Annotated in this window: 17 protein-coding genes; 6 read left to right on the top strand and 11 right to left on the bottom strand. The window is 70.6% G+C overall.

Annotation, left to right across the window (positions count from 1 at the left end; translation table 11 throughout):
* The first annotated feature begins 150 nt into the window (after positions 1 to 150).
* The gene (locus EDD92_RS19965) at positions 151 to 1044 is read left to right on the top strand and encodes a Bax inhibitor-1/YccA family protein (RefSeq protein WP_123965577.1); all 894 of its coding nucleotides are present in this window, start codon (positions 151 to 153) and stop codon (positions 1042 to 1044) included.
* 107 nt (positions 1045 to 1151) lie between these two features.
* Here the strand turns inward: EDD92_RS19965 and EDD92_RS19960 are convergent, their stop codons facing one another.
* Positions 1152 to 1382: a DUF4287 domain-containing protein gene (locus tag EDD92_RS19960; protein WP_030941790.1), complete on the bottom strand. Its 231-nt coding sequence runs from the start codon at positions 1380 to 1382 to the stop codon at positions 1152 to 1154.
* Positions 1383 to 1487: 105 nt separating this feature from the next.
* Here EDD92_RS19960 and EDD92_RS19955 point away from each other — a divergent pair, with 105 nt between their 5' ends.
* A complete protein-coding gene (locus EDD92_RS19955) occupies positions 1488 to 1799 on the top strand; it encodes a hypothetical protein (RefSeq protein ID WP_185124071.1) in 312 nt (103 codons plus the stop codon).
* Positions 1800 to 1802: 3 nt separating this feature from the next.
* On the opposite strand, the gene EDD92_RS19950 is transcribed toward EDD92_RS19955, so the two are convergent.
* The 3 genes from EDD92_RS19950 to EDD92_RS19935 all read right to left on the bottom strand — a co-directional run bounded on the left by EDD92_RS19950 (position 1803) and on the right by EDD92_RS19935 (position 5477).
* On the bottom strand, positions 1803 to 2579 hold the full coding sequence (locus tag EDD92_RS19950) for a hypothetical protein (RefSeq protein WP_123965576.1): 777 nt from the start codon (positions 2577 to 2579) through the stop codon (positions 1803 to 1805).
* A gap of 294 nt (positions 2580 to 2873) precedes the next feature.
* A complete protein-coding gene (locus EDD92_RS19945; protein ID WP_123965575.1) occupies positions 2874 to 4094 on the bottom strand; it encodes an acetyl-CoA C-acetyltransferase in 1221 nt (406 codons plus the stop codon).
* Between the two features lie 354 nt (positions 4095 to 4448).
* Positions 4449 to 5477 (bottom strand): SGNH/GDSL hydrolase family protein, encoded by a 1029-nt coding sequence (locus tag EDD92_RS19935; protein ID WP_185124070.1) that lies wholly within the window; start codon positions 5475 to 5477, stop codon positions 4449 to 4451.
* A gap of 149 nt (positions 5478 to 5626) precedes the next feature.
* Here EDD92_RS19935 and EDD92_RS19930 point away from each other — a divergent pair, with 149 nt between their 5' ends.
* Positions 5627 to 7015 carry a cystathionine beta-synthase gene (locus EDD92_RS19930; RefSeq protein ID WP_030941780.1) on the top strand — a complete coding sequence of 463 codons (1389 nt, stop codon included), beginning with the start codon at positions 5627 to 5629 and terminating at the stop codon, positions 7013 to 7015.
* Between the two features lie 336 nt (positions 7016 to 7351).
* On the opposite strand, the gene EDD92_RS19925 is transcribed toward EDD92_RS19930, so the two are convergent.
* Positions 7352 to 8179 carry a helix-turn-helix transcriptional regulator gene (locus tag EDD92_RS19925; protein WP_123965574.1) on the bottom strand — a complete coding sequence of 276 codons (828 nt, stop codon included), beginning with the start codon at positions 8177 to 8179 and terminating at the stop codon, positions 7352 to 7354.
* Between the two features lie 147 nt (positions 8180 to 8326).
* On the opposite strand from EDD92_RS19925, the gene EDD92_RS19920 reads away from it, so the two are divergent.
* A complete protein-coding gene (locus EDD92_RS19920) occupies positions 8327 to 9088 on the top strand; it encodes an SDR family oxidoreductase (protein WP_123965573.1) in 762 nt (253 codons plus the stop codon).
* A 2-nt stretch (positions 9089 to 9090) separates the two neighbouring features.
* On the opposite strand, the gene EDD92_RS19915 is transcribed toward EDD92_RS19920, so the two are convergent.
* From EDD92_RS19915 to EDD92_RS19885, 6 genes are all read right to left on the bottom strand, one after another.
* Positions 9091 to 9522 (bottom strand): hypothetical protein, encoded by a 432-nt coding sequence (locus EDD92_RS19915; RefSeq protein ID WP_185124426.1) that lies wholly within the window; start codon positions 9520 to 9522, stop codon positions 9091 to 9093.
* A 376-nt stretch (positions 9523 to 9898) separates the two neighbouring features.
* Positions 9899 to 10588 carry a carbonic anhydrase gene (locus EDD92_RS19905; protein ID WP_123965571.1) on the bottom strand — a complete coding sequence of 230 codons (690 nt, stop codon included), beginning with the start codon at positions 10586 to 10588 and terminating at the stop codon, positions 9899 to 9901.
* 147 nt (positions 10589 to 10735) lie between these two features.
* Positions 10736 to 11665 carry an ABC transporter substrate-binding protein gene (locus EDD92_RS19900; RefSeq protein ID WP_123965570.1) on the bottom strand — a complete coding sequence of 310 codons (930 nt, stop codon included), beginning with the start codon at positions 11663 to 11665 and terminating at the stop codon, positions 10736 to 10738.
* Between the two features lie 10 nt (positions 11666 to 11675).
* On the bottom strand, positions 11676 to 12338 hold the full coding sequence (locus tag EDD92_RS19895) for an ABC transporter permease (RefSeq protein WP_123965569.1): 663 nt from the start codon (positions 12336 to 12338) through the stop codon (positions 11676 to 11678).
* Position 12339: 1 nt separating this feature from the next.
* Positions 12340 to 12981, bottom strand: coding sequence for an ABC transporter permease (locus EDD92_RS19890; RefSeq protein ID WP_123965568.1), 642 nt, complete (start codon positions 12979 to 12981; stop codon positions 12340 to 12342).
* A complete protein-coding gene (locus EDD92_RS19885) occupies positions 12978 to 14012 on the bottom strand; it encodes an ABC transporter ATP-binding protein (RefSeq protein ID WP_123965567.1) in 1035 nt (344 codons plus the stop codon). The genes EDD92_RS19890 and EDD92_RS19885 overlap by 4 nt, the downstream gene beginning before the upstream one ends.
* Positions 14013 to 14154: 142 nt before the next feature.
* Between EDD92_RS19885 and EDD92_RS19880 the strand changes: the two genes are divergently transcribed.
* A complete protein-coding gene (locus EDD92_RS19880; protein ID WP_123965566.1) occupies positions 14155 to 15672 on the top strand; it encodes an aromatic amino acid ammonia-lyase in 1518 nt (505 codons plus the stop codon).
* Positions 15669 to 16529 (top strand): MurR/RpiR family transcriptional regulator, encoded by an 861-nt coding sequence (locus EDD92_RS19875; RefSeq protein WP_123965565.1) that lies wholly within the window; start codon positions 15669 to 15671, stop codon positions 16527 to 16529. Before EDD92_RS19880 ends, EDD92_RS19875 begins: the two co-directional genes overlap by 4 nt.
* The last annotated feature ends 90 nt before the right edge of the window (positions 16530 to 16619 follow it).

Raw genomic sequence — 16619 nt, 5'->3', positions numbered from 1 at the left:
GGGGCCCCGCGGTGAGGGGAATCACGGATCCGCGTAGCGTGTTGCGCACCACGACGAGGGAAAGATCCTCCCCAAGCACTAGGGTCAATCCTTTGCCTACCCATTACCCTTGATGCTCAAGGCCGCGCACGGCGGCCATGGAGGAGTGCAATGAGGAGCAGAAACCCGGTCTTCTCGCGACGGGGGTTCAGCCGCGACAACGGCTACGCGGGCTTCAACGCCGCGCCGCAGGCCGGGGGACCCGCCGTCACCACGCAGGGCACCCCGTACGCCCAGCCGACCGGCAACCCGTACGCCCAGAACCCCTACGCCCAGCAGGACCTGCAGCAGGGCGCCCCGCCGCAGGCGCCGGCCACCACCGGCCGGATGACGATGGACGACGTCGTCCTGCGCACGGCGACGACGCTCGGCACGCTGATCGTGACGGCCGCGCTCGCCTGGGCGCTGCTGCCGGTCGACGACGCCAACATCAGCCGGTCCTACGGCATCGGCATCGGCGCCGCGCTGATCGGCATGGTCCTGGCGTTCGTCCAGTCCTTCAAGCGCACGGCCTCGCCGGCGCTGATCCTTTCGTACGCGGCGTTCGAGGGTGTCTTCCTCGGCGTCGTCTCCAGCATCGTCGACAACCGCATCGCGAGCGGCGCGGCCATGCAGGCCGTGATCGGCACGATGGCGGTCTTCGCCGCGGTGCTGGTCGCCTACAAGGCCGGCTGGATCCGCGTCAACCGCCGCTTCTACGGCTTCGTGATGGCGGCCGCGCTCGGCTTCGTGCTGCTGATGATGGTGAACATGCTGTTCGCCGTCTTCGGCGGCGGTGACGGCCTCGGCTTCCGCAGCGGCGGGCTCGGCATCTTCTTCGGCGTCATCGGCGTCATCCTCGGCGCCTGCTTCCTCGCCCTGGACTTCAAGCAGGTCGAGGACGGCATCGCCTACGGCGCGCCGAAGGGCGAGGCGTGGCTGGCGGCCTTCGGCCTGACGCTGACGCTGGTGTGGATCTACATGGAGTTCCTGCGGATCATCGCGATCCTCAACAGCAACGACTAGCCGTACGGCTGGTTCGGCTGACATGAGAAGGGCCCCGGGCTGTCACATTATGCGGCTTCCGCCGCGTGGTACCCGGGGCCCTTCTCCGTCGTCCAGACAGTGCGCGCCTAGAGGAATTTGCGCGCGGCCCTCCTCAGGTCGTACTCATGAACAATCGCCTTGGCGTGGCCGTACGCCAGATTGTGCTCGTGGCGGAGCCAGCTGACCTTCTCCTCGAAGTTGAAGAGAGCCGGGCCATCTTCGACGGCGCGAAGCCAGTCGGAGACTTCACGGCCGGTGCAGTGGGGGATGCGGGCGAGCAGGTTGCGATGGGTCTCCTCGGAGAAGACTTGGGACATCGGCGCCTCCGGACGCAAAGGGGTTGTAAGCCGGTCCTTCAGGTCACCGTGCCTGAGCGTTCGCCCGTTGGCAACAGTCGGGATGCGACGCGTACGCTCCACTCCGTGGTTGATACGACGCCCTTGACTCGTGCCGTTGATCACTTTGCCGACCGTTTGAGGGCCGCACCTCAGAGTCGGCTGCAGCGGGGCGCTGCCGCCGAGGCCCTGCAATTGGCGAGGGAGATGGCCCGGCGGGCCCAGGCCGTGGAGGAACCCGGCGTGGAGCCGCGGGAGATGCCCGACGCCGGGATGTTCGCCGCCGCCGACCAAATCACCGTCGCCGTGCATGACTTGGCCCTCGTGCTCAGTGACGAGGGCCAGGTGGAAGAAGCTGTGCGGTTGGTGGAGGAGGCGCAGAAACGCGCCGGGGTGTGATCCCTAGAGGGACGCTATGACCCTGTCCGCCAGGATGTAGACGTTCTCCTCGCCGCACTCGAACGTCAGCGTGTACGCGCCCGAGATGCCCGAACCGCCCAGCAGGACCGGGGTTTCGCCCGCCCGCAGGGCCGCGGCGAGGCGTTCTGCCGTTTCGCGGTGGCCCGGGGTCATGCAGAGGGTGGTGCCGTCGGCGAAGACGTAGACGTCGAGGGTGCCCAGGGGGCCCGGGCGGACATCGGCCAGTTCCACGCGGGAGGCGGCGAGTTCCTCGAGGGTGGACACCGTGCGCTCGTGGTCGTTCACGACCGGTGACTGGACCGGGACGAAGTCCGGGTGGGAGGGGTGGCGGCGGCGGGCCGCGGCCAGTTCGGGAGAGTCCCCCGCGAACTCGTCGGCGTCCGCGGTCGGCTCGCTCACCGGCTCCAGACCCATGAAATCGGCCTGCCGGGGCAGGAACAGCTCGCTGTCCGCCAGGCCCAGCAGCGAGGGCGCGTCGGAGGCGTCACGGGCCTCCTGCGCGGCCCAGAAGGCGCGTGCCTCGGCCAGTTCGCGCTCACGCTCCTCGGCGAGCGCCTCGGCCACCGCGGCGCGTATGTCGTCGGCCTCCGAGGAGGGGCGGGCGGCCGGCACGAGACCGCGCGCGGTGCGGTGCTCGGCGAGCTGGATGTGCAGTGCCGCGACCTCACGGCGCAACACCATGAGCGTCCGCAGGACGGCGACACCCACGGCGCCCGTGGCGGCCGTGATGACCAGCAAGGTGATCGGCATGGCGCTCACTGACGTACTCCCGGTTCAAAGTCGACCCCCGACTTCCTACATCAGCTTGAAGGGCGGACTAACCAGCTGTCAGTGCGTAACGTCACGAAACGGGCAGGACTTTGGGTCCGGGGTTTAGTGGCGCAGCGGCCTTGACCTGCGTAAATCCCCCTTCTAAGGGAGATAGGTCACATCCTGGGGGAGATTGGATCACAAAATGGCCCGGAGGGCCGGGGTTTCCCGGACTCCGGGCCATCTGCTCACGGTGGGTGCCGTGTTGACTACCGAGAGGTTGGGGTTGGAGGGGTCAGAGGTTCAGCTGAGGCGCTCGATGACCATCGCCATGCCCTGGCCGCCGCCGACGCACATCGTCTCCAGACCGAACTGCTTGTCGTGGAACTGGAGGGAGTTGATGAGCGTGCCGGTGATGCGGGCGCCGGTCATGCCGAAGGGGTGGCCGACGGCGATGGCGCCGCCGTTGACGTTCAGCTTGTCGAGGTCGATGCCGAGGTCGCGGTAGGAGGGGATCACCTGGGCGGCGAACGCCTCGTTGATCTCGACCAGGTCGATGTCGTCGATGGTGAGGCCGGCCAGGCGCAGGGCCCGCTGCGAGGCCTCGACCGGGCCGAGGCCCATGATCTCCGGGGAGAGGCCGGAGACGCCGGTCGACACGATGCGGGCGAGCGGGGTCAGGCCCAGCTCGCGGGCCTTGGTGTCGGACATGATGACGACCGCGGCGGCGCCGTCGTTGAGGGGACAGCAGTTGGCGGCGGTGACCAGGCCGTCCGGGCGGAAGACCGGCTTGAGGCCCTGGACGCCCTCCATGGTCACGCCCGGGCGGGGGCCGTCGTCCTTGGAGATGACGGTGCCGTCGGGGAGGGTGACCGGGGTGATCTCGCGCTCCCAGAAGCCGTTCTTGATGGCTTCCTCGGCGAGGTTCTGGGAGCGGACGCCGAACTCGTCCATGTCCTGGCGGGTCACGCCCTTGATGCGGGCCAGGTTCTCGGCGGTCTGGCCCATGGCGATGTAGGGGTCGGGGACGAGGCCGTCCTCGCGCGGGTCGTGCCAGGTGGTGCCCTCCTGCTGGGCGACGGCCTCGGTGCGGGCCTCGGCCTCGGCGAACAGCGGGTTGTGCGTGTCCGGGAGGCTGTCGGAGTTGCCCTTGGTGTAGCGGGAGACCATCTCGACGCCGGCCGAGATGAAGACGTCGCCCTCGCCGGCCTTGATGGCGTGCAGGGCCATGCGGCTCGTCTGGAGGGAGGAGGAGCAGTAGCGGGTGACGGTGCAGCCCGGGAGGTGGTCCATGCCCATCTGTACGGCGACGATGCGGCCGAGGTTGTTGCCCTGCTCGCCGCCGGGGAGGCCGCAGCCGAGGTGGAGGTCGTCGATGTCGCGGGGGTCCAGCTCGGGGATCTTGGCCAGGGCCGCCTGGATGATGGTGGCGGTGAGGTCGTCGGGGCGCAGGTCTTTGAGCGAGCCCTTGAAGGCGCGGCCGATGGGGGAGCGGGCGGTCGAGACGATCACGGCTTCAGGCATCACGGCTCCATTGGCGTACGGGGGTGTTCTTCCTGGCAGGGCTGGTTGGGAAGTTACCCGTACGTATGGCCTGGGTCACGGGTGTCGCTGTGTGACCCTGACCGCAATTTTCTAAGCGCTTGCTTTTTTTCGCCCCCGCCGCCCCTACCCGTCCCGTACCTGGGGGCTGCGCCCCCAGACCCCCGCTTCGGCCTGGACGGCCTCGTCCTCAAACGCCGGACGGGCTGAAAAGATCAAACCCCGGCCGGCGAAGATCAGCCCCAGTCCGCAAAATCCAGCCCCTCCGGCGTTTGAGGAGCGGGGGCCCGGGGGCTGGCCCCCGGTACGGGACGGGTAGGGGCGGCGGGGGCGAGATCACTGTGACGGCTGTTGCACCGGGGCCCGTTCCGGTTCCGGTACGCGGTGCCTGCGCCTTCGTTTGAGGAGGGCCCAGGGGGCCCGGGGGCCTGTGGGCATGGCTGCTGTGACCTCTGTGCCTGCCTCCGAGGCGGCCTCTGCGGCCGCCTTGGCCACCGGCAGGAAGCCTTCGCGGCGGGTGACGTCGGGGCGTTCCTCCTCGGCCGGCCACAGTTCCAGGGCCGCGCAGACCGTCGGCAGCACTGCCATTGCCGCTGTGGCATAGCCCTCGGCCGAGGGGTGGTAGTTGTCGGGGCCGAAGAGTTCGCGGGGGTTCGCCTCGAATTCGGGGCCGAGCAGGTCGCCCAGCGACACCGTGCGGCCGCCCTGTTCCACGGTGCCGATCGTCTGGGCCGCGGCCAGTTGGCGGGAGGCCCGGCGGGCCAGCCAGCGCAGGGGTTGCTGGACCCGTTCCACCGTGCCCAGGTCGGGGCAGGTGCCGACCACCACCTCCGCGCCGGCGGTCCGCAGCCGCCGTACCGTCGACGAGAGGTGGCGGACCGAGCGGGTCGGCGGCATGCGGTGGGTGACGTCGTTCGCGCCGATCATGATCACGCAGATGTCCGGCACCCGCGCGGGGTTCGCCAGGACCAGGGCCACCTGGCGGTCCAGGTCGTCGGACGTGGCCCCCGGGAGGGCCACGTTGTGGAGTTCCACCGGGCGTTCCGCCACCGCGGACAGCCCGGAGGCCAGGAGAGCGCCCGGTGTCTGTCCCGCCCGGTGCACGCCCTGCCCCGCGGCCGTGGAGTCACCGAGCATCGTCAGGCGCAGGGGCGGTTCGTCGGGGGTGGCGTAGGTGGTGCCGTAGAGGCCGTCCGCCACGGGGACCCGGCCGCCCGAGCCGTTGCCCACATGGCGTCTGGCCATCCGGACCTCCGCCAGCAGCAGACCGACGGCGGCCGCGCCGGCCAGCCCGATCCCGCCACCGCCGTATGCCGCGCCGGCCGCGATCCGCCGGGCCACCCTCGCCCTCGACATGCTCGTCATACGTCGACGCCACCTCCTCGAAGCCGTTCATCCACTCCTTGCCCCGTACCGACCGTTCGCCAATCTCAACGACAAGTGAACGGCCCTCCCGAGCCGTAGGCTGGCTCCACCATCACGATCACTTCTTTTGCAAGCATCCGGAGACAACGGTGCATTTCCACGACTCGATGATCAGTCTCGTCGGCAACACCCCGCTGGTGAGGCTCAACAACGTGACCAAGGGCATCCGGGCCACCGTCCTGGCCAAGGTCGAGTACTTCAACCCCGGCGGCTCCGTGAAGGACCGCATCGCCCTGCGCATGATCGAGGCGGCGGAGGAGAGCGGCGCGCTCAAGCCCGGCGGGACGATCGTGGAGCCGACCAGCGGGAACACCGGCGTCGGCCTGGCCATCGTGGCGCAGCAGAAGGGGTACAAGTGCATCTTCGTGTGCCCCGACAAGGTGAGCACGGACAAGATCAATGTGCTGCGGGCGTACGGCGCGGAGGTCGTCGTCTGCCCGACGGCCGTCGATCCCGAGCACCCGGACTCGTACTACAACGTCTCCGACCGGCTCGTGCGTGAGACCCCGGGAGCGTGGAAGCCCGACCAGTACTCCAACCCCAACAACCCCCTCTCCCACTACCACTCCACCGGCCCCGAGCTGTGGGAGCAGACGGAGGGGAAGATCACCCACTTCGTGGCGGGTGTGGGGACCGGCGGCACCATCTCCGGCACCGGGCGGTACCTCAAGGACGTGAGCGACGGCGGCGTCCAGGTCGTGGGCGCCGACCCCGAGGGGTCCGTGTACTCCGGTGGTTCCGGGCGGCCGTATCTCGTCGAGGGCGTGGGCGAGGACTTCTGGCCCACCGCCTACGACCGGACCGTCGCCGACGAGATCGTCGCCGTCTCCGACAAGGACTCCTTCCAGATGACCCGCCGGCTCGCCAAGGAGGAGGGGCTGCTCGTCGGCGGCTCCTGCGGCATGGCGGTCGTGGCGGCCCTGCGGGTCGCCGAGCGGCTGGACGAGAACGGCGTCGTGGTGGTGCTCCTGCCGGACAGCGGGCGCGGGTACCTCAGCAAGATCTTCAACGACGAGTGGATGGCCGACTACGGCTTCCTCGAGGACGAGGGCCCGAGCGCGCGCGTCGGCGACGTCCTGAGCGACAAGGAGCACGGCGCGATCCCGTCCCTCGTCCACATGCACCCGGACGAGACCGTCGGCGAGGCCATCGAGGTGCTGCGCGAGTACGGCGTCTCGCAGATGCCGATCGTGAAGCCCGGTGCCGGTCACCCCGACGTCATGGCCGCCGAGGTGGTGGGCTCGGTCGTGGAGCGCGAGCTGCTCGACGCCCTGTTCACCAAGCGGGCCTCGCTCGACGACCCGCTGGAGAAGCACATGTCCGCCCCGCTGCCCCAGGTCGGCTCCGGCGAACCGGTCGGCGACCTGATGTCCGTGCTCGGTGCCGCGGACGCCGCGATCGTCCTCGTCGAGGGCAAGCCGACCGGTGTGGTCAGCCGGCAGGACCTGCTGGCCTTCCTTGCCAAGGGCGGGAAGTAGCGGCAAACGTCCGGTGAACCGCGGGTGCCGGAGGCGAACTTCCGTTTGCCTACCGAAGCGGTGGACTTCGTCGAAGTGGTACGAGCGCGTCACGTCCACGCAGCACCGGCTTAACACGGGTCCGGCACATTAGTGGGTGTCGGCAGGGCGGGAGCGGCTCCCCGCCCCGGCCGGCACCGAAACGTCCAAGGACCTCCGGAGCGGCTCCCGGACCTCCATGGACGCCCGGACGTAGACCTGGCCTGACCCGGTCGACGTCCCTCGCGGGGACCGCCGTCGTCCCGCCCCCCGGTAACGGGGGTGCGGCGGTCCCCGCGCATATCTTTTTCGGCGGGGCTATGCGCTCGTACTGGTCCAACTCCCCAGCAGGGCAAGCCTTTCCGCCGTCTCCGAGCCCGGCTCCGGTGTGTACGCCACGATCGTCTGGTCCGGTTCCGACGGGAGGGACAGGGACTCGTACGGGAGGGTCAGCAGGCCCGCGACCGGGTGGCGGACGCGCTTGACGCCGTACATGCACGCCTTGACCTGGTGGTCGGCCCACAGGCGGCGGAAGTCCTCGCTCTTGAGGGAGAGTTCGCCGACCAGTTCGCGCAGGCCGGGGTCGTCGGGGCGGGCGCCCGCGTTCAGCCGCAGATGGGCCACGGTCTGGGCGGCGACCGCGGCCCAGTCGGGGTAGACGTTGCGGCCGTCGGGGTCCAGGAACAGGTGGCGGACGACGTTGCGCCGGGCGGGCGGCATCCGGCTGAAGCCGCTCAGGGCGTCCGCGAGCGCGTTCCAGGCCAGGACGTCCATGGCGGGCCCGAGGACGAACGCCGGGATGTGCGCCATGCCGTCGAGCAGCACCTGGATGCCGGGGCGGACCCGGGGCGCGGGTCGGCGCCGCTCGCGCTTCTTCTGCGGGCGGGCCACCGCGTACAGGTACGCGTGCTCCTCGTCGTCCAGCCGCAGTACGCGCGAGATGGCGTCCAGTACCGCGTCCGAAACGCTCGGGCCGCGGCCCTGTTCGAGGCGGACGTAGTAGTCCACGCTCACTCCGGCCAACTGCGCCACCTCCTCCCGGCGCAGGCCGGGCACGCGGCGCCGCCCGTGTGACGCCAGCCCCACCTCCTCGGGCTGGATGCGGGCGCGGCGCGAGCGCAGAAAATCTCCGAGGTCCCCGTCCATGGGTTCGATCGTAGGGGAGGGGCGGCGTTCGAACCTGGTACTGGCAGACCCAGGAAAAGCTCATCCCTGGGTAGGGCCCGCCGGGTGGCGCAGGGTGGTCGGTGTCGCCGGGAAACACCCGGGCGACTTCCTTGCGGAGGAGCACTCATGTCGTACGAGAACCTGGCCGGCCGTACCGCTGTCGTCACCGGGGCCGCGAGCGGGATCGGCGAGGCCGTTGCCGTGCTGCTGGCCGCGCAGGGCGCCAGGGTCGCGCTGCTGGCCCGGCGCCGGGAGCGGCTGGACGGGATCGTGGAGAAGATCCGGGCGAACGGCGGGCAGGCGCTCGCCGTGGTCACCGACGTGACCGACGGCGGGTCGGTGGACGCGGCCGTCGAGCGGATCCACGCCGCCTACGGGACCGTCGACCTGGTCGTGAACTCGGCCGGCGTCATGTTGCCGAACCCCGTCGACGACGGGCGGGCCGACGAGTGGCAGCGGATGCTCGACACCAACGTCAGCGGTGTGCTGCGGGTGATCCGCGCCTTCACCGGTGACCTGGTGGGCGCGGCCGCGGACGGCCGTACCGCGGACCTCGTGAACATCTCGTCCATCGGCGCGCACATCACGTTCCCCAACTACGCGGTGTACGGGGCGACCAAGGCCGCCGTCACCTATCTCTCGCAGTCCCTGCGGGGCGAGTTCGGACCGCGCGACGTGCGCGTCACCAACATCGAGCCCGGGCTGACCGAGACCGAGCTGGCGCAGCACATCGACAGCGACTCGCTGCAGGAGCAGGTGGCGGGGATGGTCGAGGCGCTCGGCTCGCTGTCGGCCGAGGAGGTCGCCGATGTCGTGGCCTACGTCAGCAGCCGTCCCCGGCACGTCAACCTGCGGCAGATCATGGTGCTGCCGACCCGGCAGGCGTGAGGTCAGTCCTCCCAGCGGTCCTCGTCCTTGCCGGAACGGCGACGGCGGCCGAAGAGGTTCGGGTTGACGCGGGCGGCCGAGAAGGCGTTCACACCGACGATGCCGGCCCAGGTGATGAACAGGCCGGCCAGATGACCGATGCCGCCGCCGATCGCGGACAGCGGGATCGCCAGGACCAGCGAGACAATGCCGAAGCCGAAGCGCTCGCCCCAGGAGTCCGTCGGCGGCTTCGGCGCCCGGGAGCCCCGGGCCACCACCATCTGCTGCTCGGCGAGCTGCCTGCGCACCCGGCGCTCGACCGCGCCGTCGATGCGCTGGTCGACCTTCTCCAGGAACGAGTCGACCAGCGCCGACTCGTACTCCTCGCCCAGTTCCCTGCGCGCCTGCAGGGTGGCGTTGAGTTCCTTCTTGACCTCGGCGTCCCGCGCGTCCATCCCCGTCTCCATTCCCGTCATGGGAACCCACGTTAGGGAGCCGGGGCGCTCACCGCACTGGGGATAGCCCCCCTGTCGGGGCTGGGGTTCACCGGGAGGACGCCGAACGACTCCAGGACCCTGCGGTGGGCCGGGCAGACGCCGCTGATGCTCGCCTCGATGCCGCGGGCACGCAGTTTCGCGTGCCGGTCCTGCGGATTCGTTGGTCACGCGGACCGGAACGGCTCCCGCAACATCCGCGCCGGTGCGTGGGAGTTGTGGCGACGCGGGGCCCCGTCAACGGCCCCCGCCCCACCACCGGAGCACACGCGCCGGGGTGGGGCTGGACGCAAACGCAGCATCACAGCCAGTGATGCCCGTTGTGCAAGCCCGGCGCTTAACGCCGGGTAGTTGACGGCAGCAGGGAGACCAGCCCGGTGTCCAGGTCGAAGCGTGCCGCGGTGATGTGCGCCGAAGTGAAGGCCGGGTCGGCGCGGATCGCGTCCCGTACCCAGACCGTGTTGGCCCGCATGGTGTGTTCGGCCCAGTCGCCGGGCAGGCCCCGGGTGCGCAGGGCGGCCGGGGCGATCTCGTCCACCAGCAGCTCCAGATGGCCGGGGACCGGGGCGCCGGTTCGCAGATGGTCCAGGGTCGCCGCGACCGCCCCGCAGCGCTCGTGCCCGAGCACCAGCACCAGCGGGATGTGCAGTTCCTGGACGCCGTACTGGATGGAGGCGAGCACCGCCTCGTCCAGCACCTGGCCGGCCGTCCTTATGCAGATCAGGTCCCCGAGGCCCTGGTCGAAGACGAGTTCCGGCGGTACGCGGGAGTCGATGCAGCCGACGACCACCGCGAACGGGTGCTGCCCGGCCGCCAGCGCGTGCCGCCGCCCGTTGCCCTCGTGCGGGTGGCGGGATCCACCGTTGGCGTAGCGCCGGTTGCCGGCGAGCAGTTCGGCGAGGGCGGAGCGGGCGGTGACGGGTGGGCGGGGCCGGGCGTCGGGGTCGGCGGAGGCCGCCGACGCGGGGGCGGCGGCCAGCGCGCCGACGGCGGTGGCGGTGAGAAAGGCCCTGCGGTTCGAGGCCATGACGCATCCTCAGGTGTTGTGCTGATAACGCGTATTCACCGTATGCATGCGATCAGTCACCCTGAGTGCCCGTTTAATGACACTTGGTTGATTCGTCGTCAGATCATCGCCGCCGGGATACCCCCTCTTGATCCCTCGGTCTCCTGATCAGGCGAGCCCGTGCTGCTTCGCGTACGCGTCGGCCACGTCCTCCGGGTCCTTCTTGTCGTTGTCGACCTGGCTGTTGAGCTGGGTGAGCTGGGCGGTGGTCAGGACGTTGCCGAGCCTGGCGAGGGCCTTGCGGACCTTGTCGTCGGCCTTGCGGTCGGCGATGAGCGGGACGATGTGCTGGCTGGGGATGAGGTTCTTCGGGTCGGACAGCACCACCCAGTCGTTGGCGGCGATGTCCGTGTCGGTGGTGAAGAGGTTCGCCACGTCCACGTCGCCCTTCTTCAGGGCGCCCTTGACCAGCGGGCCGTCGGAGTCGAGCGACTTGAACTCCTTGAACTCCACGCCGTAGACGTCCTTCAGACCGATCGCGCCCACCCGGCGCTTCTTCACCTCGGGTGCGGCACCGATGACCAGCTTTCCGTTCTGCTTCGCCAGGTCGGCGAGGGTGGTCAGGCCGTACTTCCGGGCCGTCTGCCGGGTGACCACGAAACAGTCGGAGTCGGCTGCCTGGCCGTACGGCAGGACCTGGAGGCCGTTGGGCATCGCCAGGGTGAGCGCGTTCTGCATGGTGCCGGGCTCCGCCGAATTGTCCTTCGGGGCGAGGTAGTTGAGGAGGGCGCCCTGGTACTCGGGGAGAAGGTCGATGTCGCCGCTCTTCAGGGCGGGGATCACGATCTCGCGGGTGCCGAGGTTGGGGCGGACCTTCACCTTCACACCGGCCTGCTGGAGCACGGCCGCGTAGAGGTAGCCCAGCACCTGGTTCTCGGTGAAGTTGGCGGTGCCGATGGTGACTCCGCCCTTGCTGGAGCCGCCGCCACCGGAGGCGGAGCCCTGGCTGTCGAGGGAGGTGATGCCGCTCGCGCAGGCGGAGAGGGCGGGGACGGAGGCCGCGGCGAAGAGGCCGCCGAGGAGGGTGCGTCGGTTCATCGGAGAGTCCCTAGGCGGTGCGGTGGCGGAAGAGGAAGCGCTGGAGGGTGCTCAGCAGCAGGTCGAGGAGGACGGCGACCACGGCGACCAGCACCGCGCCGCCCAGCACCTGGACGAGGTCGCGCTGGGCGAGGCCGTCGAAGACGTAGCGTCCGAGGCCGCCGAAGGAGACGTACGCGGCGATCGTGGCGGTGGCGACGACCTGGATCAGCGCCAGGCGCAGGCCCGTCATGATCAGGGGGAGCGCCAGGGGCAGCTCGACCTGGAACAGGACCTGGTGGCCGCGCATGCCCTGGCCGCGGGCGGCGTCGCGGACGTCCGGGTCGACGGCCGTCATCCCGGCGTAGGTGTTGGTGACGATCGCCGGGACCGCGAGCGCGACCAGCGCGACGTACACCGGGAGCATCGACAGGCCGCCGGCCAGGAAGACCAGCACGACCAGGCCGACGGTCGGCAGCGCGCGGCCGAAGGACGACAGGTTGATCGCGAGGAAGGCGCCCTTGCCGGTGTGGCCGATCAGCAGGCCGAGGGGGAGGCCGATCGCGGCCGCGATGAGGGTCGCGAGGAGGGAGTACTGGAGGTGCTCGGCGAGGCGGTGGGCGATGCCGTCGGGGCCGGTCCACTGTGATCCGCTGGTCAGCCAGCTGCCGAGGTTCTTGAAGAGTTCGTACATCTCAGGCTCGCCGCCTCTTCCACGGGGTGAGGGCGTACTGGAGGGCCACCAGCAGCGCGTCCGCGATCACCGCGAGGAGGATCGTGAGGACCACGCCCACGATCACCGGGGTCGGGAAGTTGCGCTGGAAGCCGTCGGTGAAGAGCTGGCCGAGGCCGCCGTCGCCGATGTAGGTCGCGACGGAGACCAGGGAGATCGACATGACCGTCGCGATACGGACGCCCGCCATGATCACGGGGAGTGCGAGCGGGAACTCGACGGTGAGGAGCGTGCGCAGCGGGCGCGTGCCCATCGCCTTCGCTGCCTCCTTGGTCCTGGCGGGGACCGAGTCGAGGCCCTCGACCGTGTTCCGCAGCAGGACGACCAGGGTGTAGACGGTCAGGCCGATGACGGTGGTGGTGCGGGTCAGGCCGCTGATCGGCAGCAGGAGCACGAAGATCGCGATCGACGGGATCGTGAACAGGACGTTCGAGAAGCCGAGCAGGAAGCCGCGCAGGGGGCGGATCCGGTGCGCGACCACCGCGAGCGGCAGTGAGATCAGGACGCCGAAGAAGACGGCGGTCAGGGCGGCCTGGAGGTGGGAGACCGTGAGGCTGGTGAGGTCGTCGGTGTGGTCGCCTATCCACGACCAGTCGATGGTCATGCGGCCACCCGGGCTTCCGTGTGCGCCTGGCCGGCGTGCTGGTGGATGTCGTCGCGGGACGAGACGCCGGTCAGGACGCCGTCCGCGTCGACGCGGGCGATCAGGCCGGTGGGGGAGGCGACCGACTCGTTGAGGGCCGACAGCAGGGAGTCGGTGTCCTTGAGCGGGCGTACGGGGAGTTCGGCGTCCTTGCCGGCCCAGTGCAGGGGCTTGCGTGCCTCGTCCAGTACGAGGGCCCAGGCGCCGCCCTCGGGGGCCGGGCCCTGCGGGACGTCCGCGAGAGTCGTCAGCGAGAGCAGCTTCAGGCCGCGCTCGGCGCCGAGGAAGTCGGCCACGAAGTCGTCGGCCGGGCGGGCGAGGAGCTCGGCGGGTGCCGCGCACTGCACCAGGTGGCCGCCGGTGCGGAAGATCGCGATCTGGTCGCCGAGCCGCACGGCCTCGTCGACGTCATGGGTGACGAAGACGATGGTCTTGTTCAGCTCCTTCTGCAGGCGCAGGAGTTCGTCCTGGAGCTGGGTGCGCACCACCGGGTCGACCGCGCCGAAGGGCTCGTCCATCAGCAGGACGGGCGGGTCGGCGGCCAGGGCGCGGGCCACGCCCACACGCTGCTGCTGGCCGCCGGAGAGCTGGTGCGGGTAGCGCCTGCCGGCGTCGGCGGCGAGGCCGACGGTCTCCAGCAGCTCGGCGGCCCGGGTGCGGGCCTTCCTGCGGCCCCAGCCGAGCAGGAGCGGCACGGTGGCGATGTTGTCCAGCACCGTGCGGTGCGGGAAGAGGCCCGACTGCTGGATGACGTACCCGATGGAGCGGCGCAGCCCGGCGGCGTCCTGCTGCGTGACGTCCTTGCCGCCGACCCGGATGGTTCCGGAGGTCGGCTCCACCATGCGGTTGATCATCCGCAGGGTGGTCGTCTTGCCGCAACCGGAAGATCCGACGAGGACCGTCACGCCCCCTTCCGGTATTTCCAGGGAGAGGTCGTGGACTGCTGTCGTGCCGTTGGGGAAGCGCTTGTGGACCGCGTCGAACTGGATCATGAGTTGTCCCTTGCCCGGCTGTATAACGTCATGCAGAGTTCTTGGTAGCTGAATAGGTTGTCAACGGGTTGGTGTTAATCCGAGGTAACGGATGACCGAAGAGCAAGATCGAGTGTCCGTATTGAGGGGAGATTGGGGCCTTATGTCGTCTCGGATCGTGGACACGCCGCCGACGGCGTTCTCCGGCGGCACCGGTCTCGTCGTCCTCGACGGGGTCGGTCTCGGCGTCGCGGACGTCGTGCGCCTCGCCGACGGGGCTGCGCGGCCCGTCCCCGGGAGCGAGGCGATGCGGCGCGTCGAGGAGTCCTGGGACGCCGCCCGGCAGATCGCCGCGACCGGACGCGTCTACGGCCGCTCCACCGGAGTGGGCGCCAACCGGAACGAGGACGTGCCCACCGAGGCGGCCGCCGAGCACGGGCTGAGGCTGCTGCGCAGCCATGCCGGCGCGATCGGCGAGGAACTGCCCGCGCGGGAGGTGCGGGCGATGCTCGCCGTCCGCGCCAACCAGCTCCTCGCGGGCGGCGCCGGGCTCAGGCCCACCGTCGTCACGGCGCTGTGCGAGGCGCTGGAGAGCGGGGCGCATCCGGTCGTCAACGAGTTCGGCTCGGTCGGCACCGGCGACATCGCGGCCCTCGCCCAGGCGGGCCTCGCGCTCGCCGGGGAGCACCCCTGGCGGGGGCCGGGCGCGCCCAAGCCGCAGCAGCTCGACAACAACGACGCGCTGGCCTTCATCAGCAGCAACGCCCTCACCCTCGGCCAGGCCGCCCTCGCCCTGCACGAACTGCGCGGGCTCGTGGAGGCCACCCAGGTCGTCGGCGCGCTCTCGCTGCTGGCCGTGGACGGCTCGCACGAGGCATACGCCGCGCCCGTGCACGCCGCCCGCCCGCACCGCGGGTCCAGTGAAGTCGCCCGCCGCATGCGGGAGTTCATCGGCGCGGCGGACCGGCCCACTCCTCCGCTCGGCCGGATCCAGGACCCGTACGGCTTCCGCTGTCTGCCCCAGATCCACGGCCCCGCACTGGACGCGGCGGACGACCTGGAGGAGGTCGTCGCGATCGAGATCAACGCGGCCGCCGAGAACCCGCTGATCTCGGCCGAGGACATGGCCGCCTACCACCACGGCGGCTTCTACCAGGCCCAGCTCGCCCTCGCGCTGGACCACTTCAGGCTGTCCCTCACCCAGGTGGCCCGCCTGTCGACCTCCCGCCTCTCCACGCTCAACGAGCCCGCCTTCACCCGCCTGCGGCCTTTCCTCGCCGACGAGGTGCCCGCCTCCTCCGGCGTGATGATCCTCGAGTACGCCGCCGGGGCCGCCCTCGGTGATCTGCGGGCCTTCTCCGCTCCCGCCTCGCTCGGGCACGCTGTACTCTCCCGGGGCGTCGAGGAACAGGCCAGCTTCGCCTCGCTCGCCGCACGTCAGACGCTGCGTGCCTGCCGCGCGTACCGTCTCGTCGTGGGCTGCGAACTGGTCGCCGCGGTACGGGCCTTGCGCCAGCGCGACCTGCGGCCCGAACCGGGCCTCCCGGTGGGCCGGGCGCTGGAGCTCGCCGAGTCGGTACTGGTGGCCGACCAGGCCGACCGGCCGCTCACGGAGGACGTGACGGCGGCGGCCGCACTGCTGGACCGGTTCACGGACATCTGGAGGGGGAGCGGGTCATGAGCACGGAGAGGGACTTGAGCGTGGTGGACAGTCCGGCGGGGCGGCTGCAGGCGCTCTTCGAGGGGCACCGGCTGACGCCGACCCAGCGGCGCATCGCGCACAGCATGGTGCGGCGGGCCGCCGACGTGCCGTTCCTGTCCAGCGTGGAGCTGGCCGAACTGGCCGGGGTCAGCCAGCCGTCCGTGACCCGCTTCGCCGTCGCCCTCGGCTTCGACGGCTACCCGGCGCTGCGCAAGCACCTGCGCGAGGTCGCCCCCGCCGAACAGGCCGCGGACGCCGGCTCGTACAACGAGTACCAGCAGGCCGTGGAGGCCGAGATCGAGAACCTCAGGCACCTCGCCGAACTGCTGGCCGACCCCCGGCCCGTGCAGAAGGCGGGCCGTCTGCTGGCGGCATCCCGGCCGCTGCCCGTCCTCGGGCTGCGCGCCGCCGCCTCCCAGGCCTACGGCTTCGGCTACTTCGCCGCCAAGGTCCACCCGGACGTACGGCTCCTCCATGAGGGCGGCACCATGATCCATGACCGCATCGAGGCCGCCGTACGGGCCGGTGCGACGGCGCTGCTGTGCTTCGCGCTGCCCCGGCATCCCCGCGAGGTCGTGGACACGCTGGCCTTCGCGAAGGAGGCCGGCCTGACGGTCGTCACGGTCGCCGACTCGGCCTTCGCGCCCGTCGCCAAGGTCTCCGACCTGCTCCTGCCCGCCGCCGTCGGCACGGGTCTCGCCTTCGACACCGCCTGCGCGCCGATGCTGCTCGGCCGCGTCCTGCTGGAGGCGATGTGCGACGACCTGCCGGACGCCCAGGCCCGCCTGGAGGAGTTCGACGCACGGGCGGCCGCGCGGGGGCTGTTCGTGGAGTGAGACCGGTTTCTCGTGGAGTGACACGGCCTTGTCGCGGAGTGCCGCGCTTTAAGGCTCGTCTCACCTTCGCTCACTAGCCTGCGCCGCCGT

This window comes from Streptomyces sp. TLI_185 (genome assembly GCF_003814765.1).
Taxonomy (GTDB): domain Bacteria; phylum Actinomycetota; class Actinomycetes; order Streptomycetales; family Streptomycetaceae; genus Streptomyces.
Note: the sequence above shows the minus strand (reverse complement) of the source record. Positions and strands in the feature narration are given on the sequence as shown.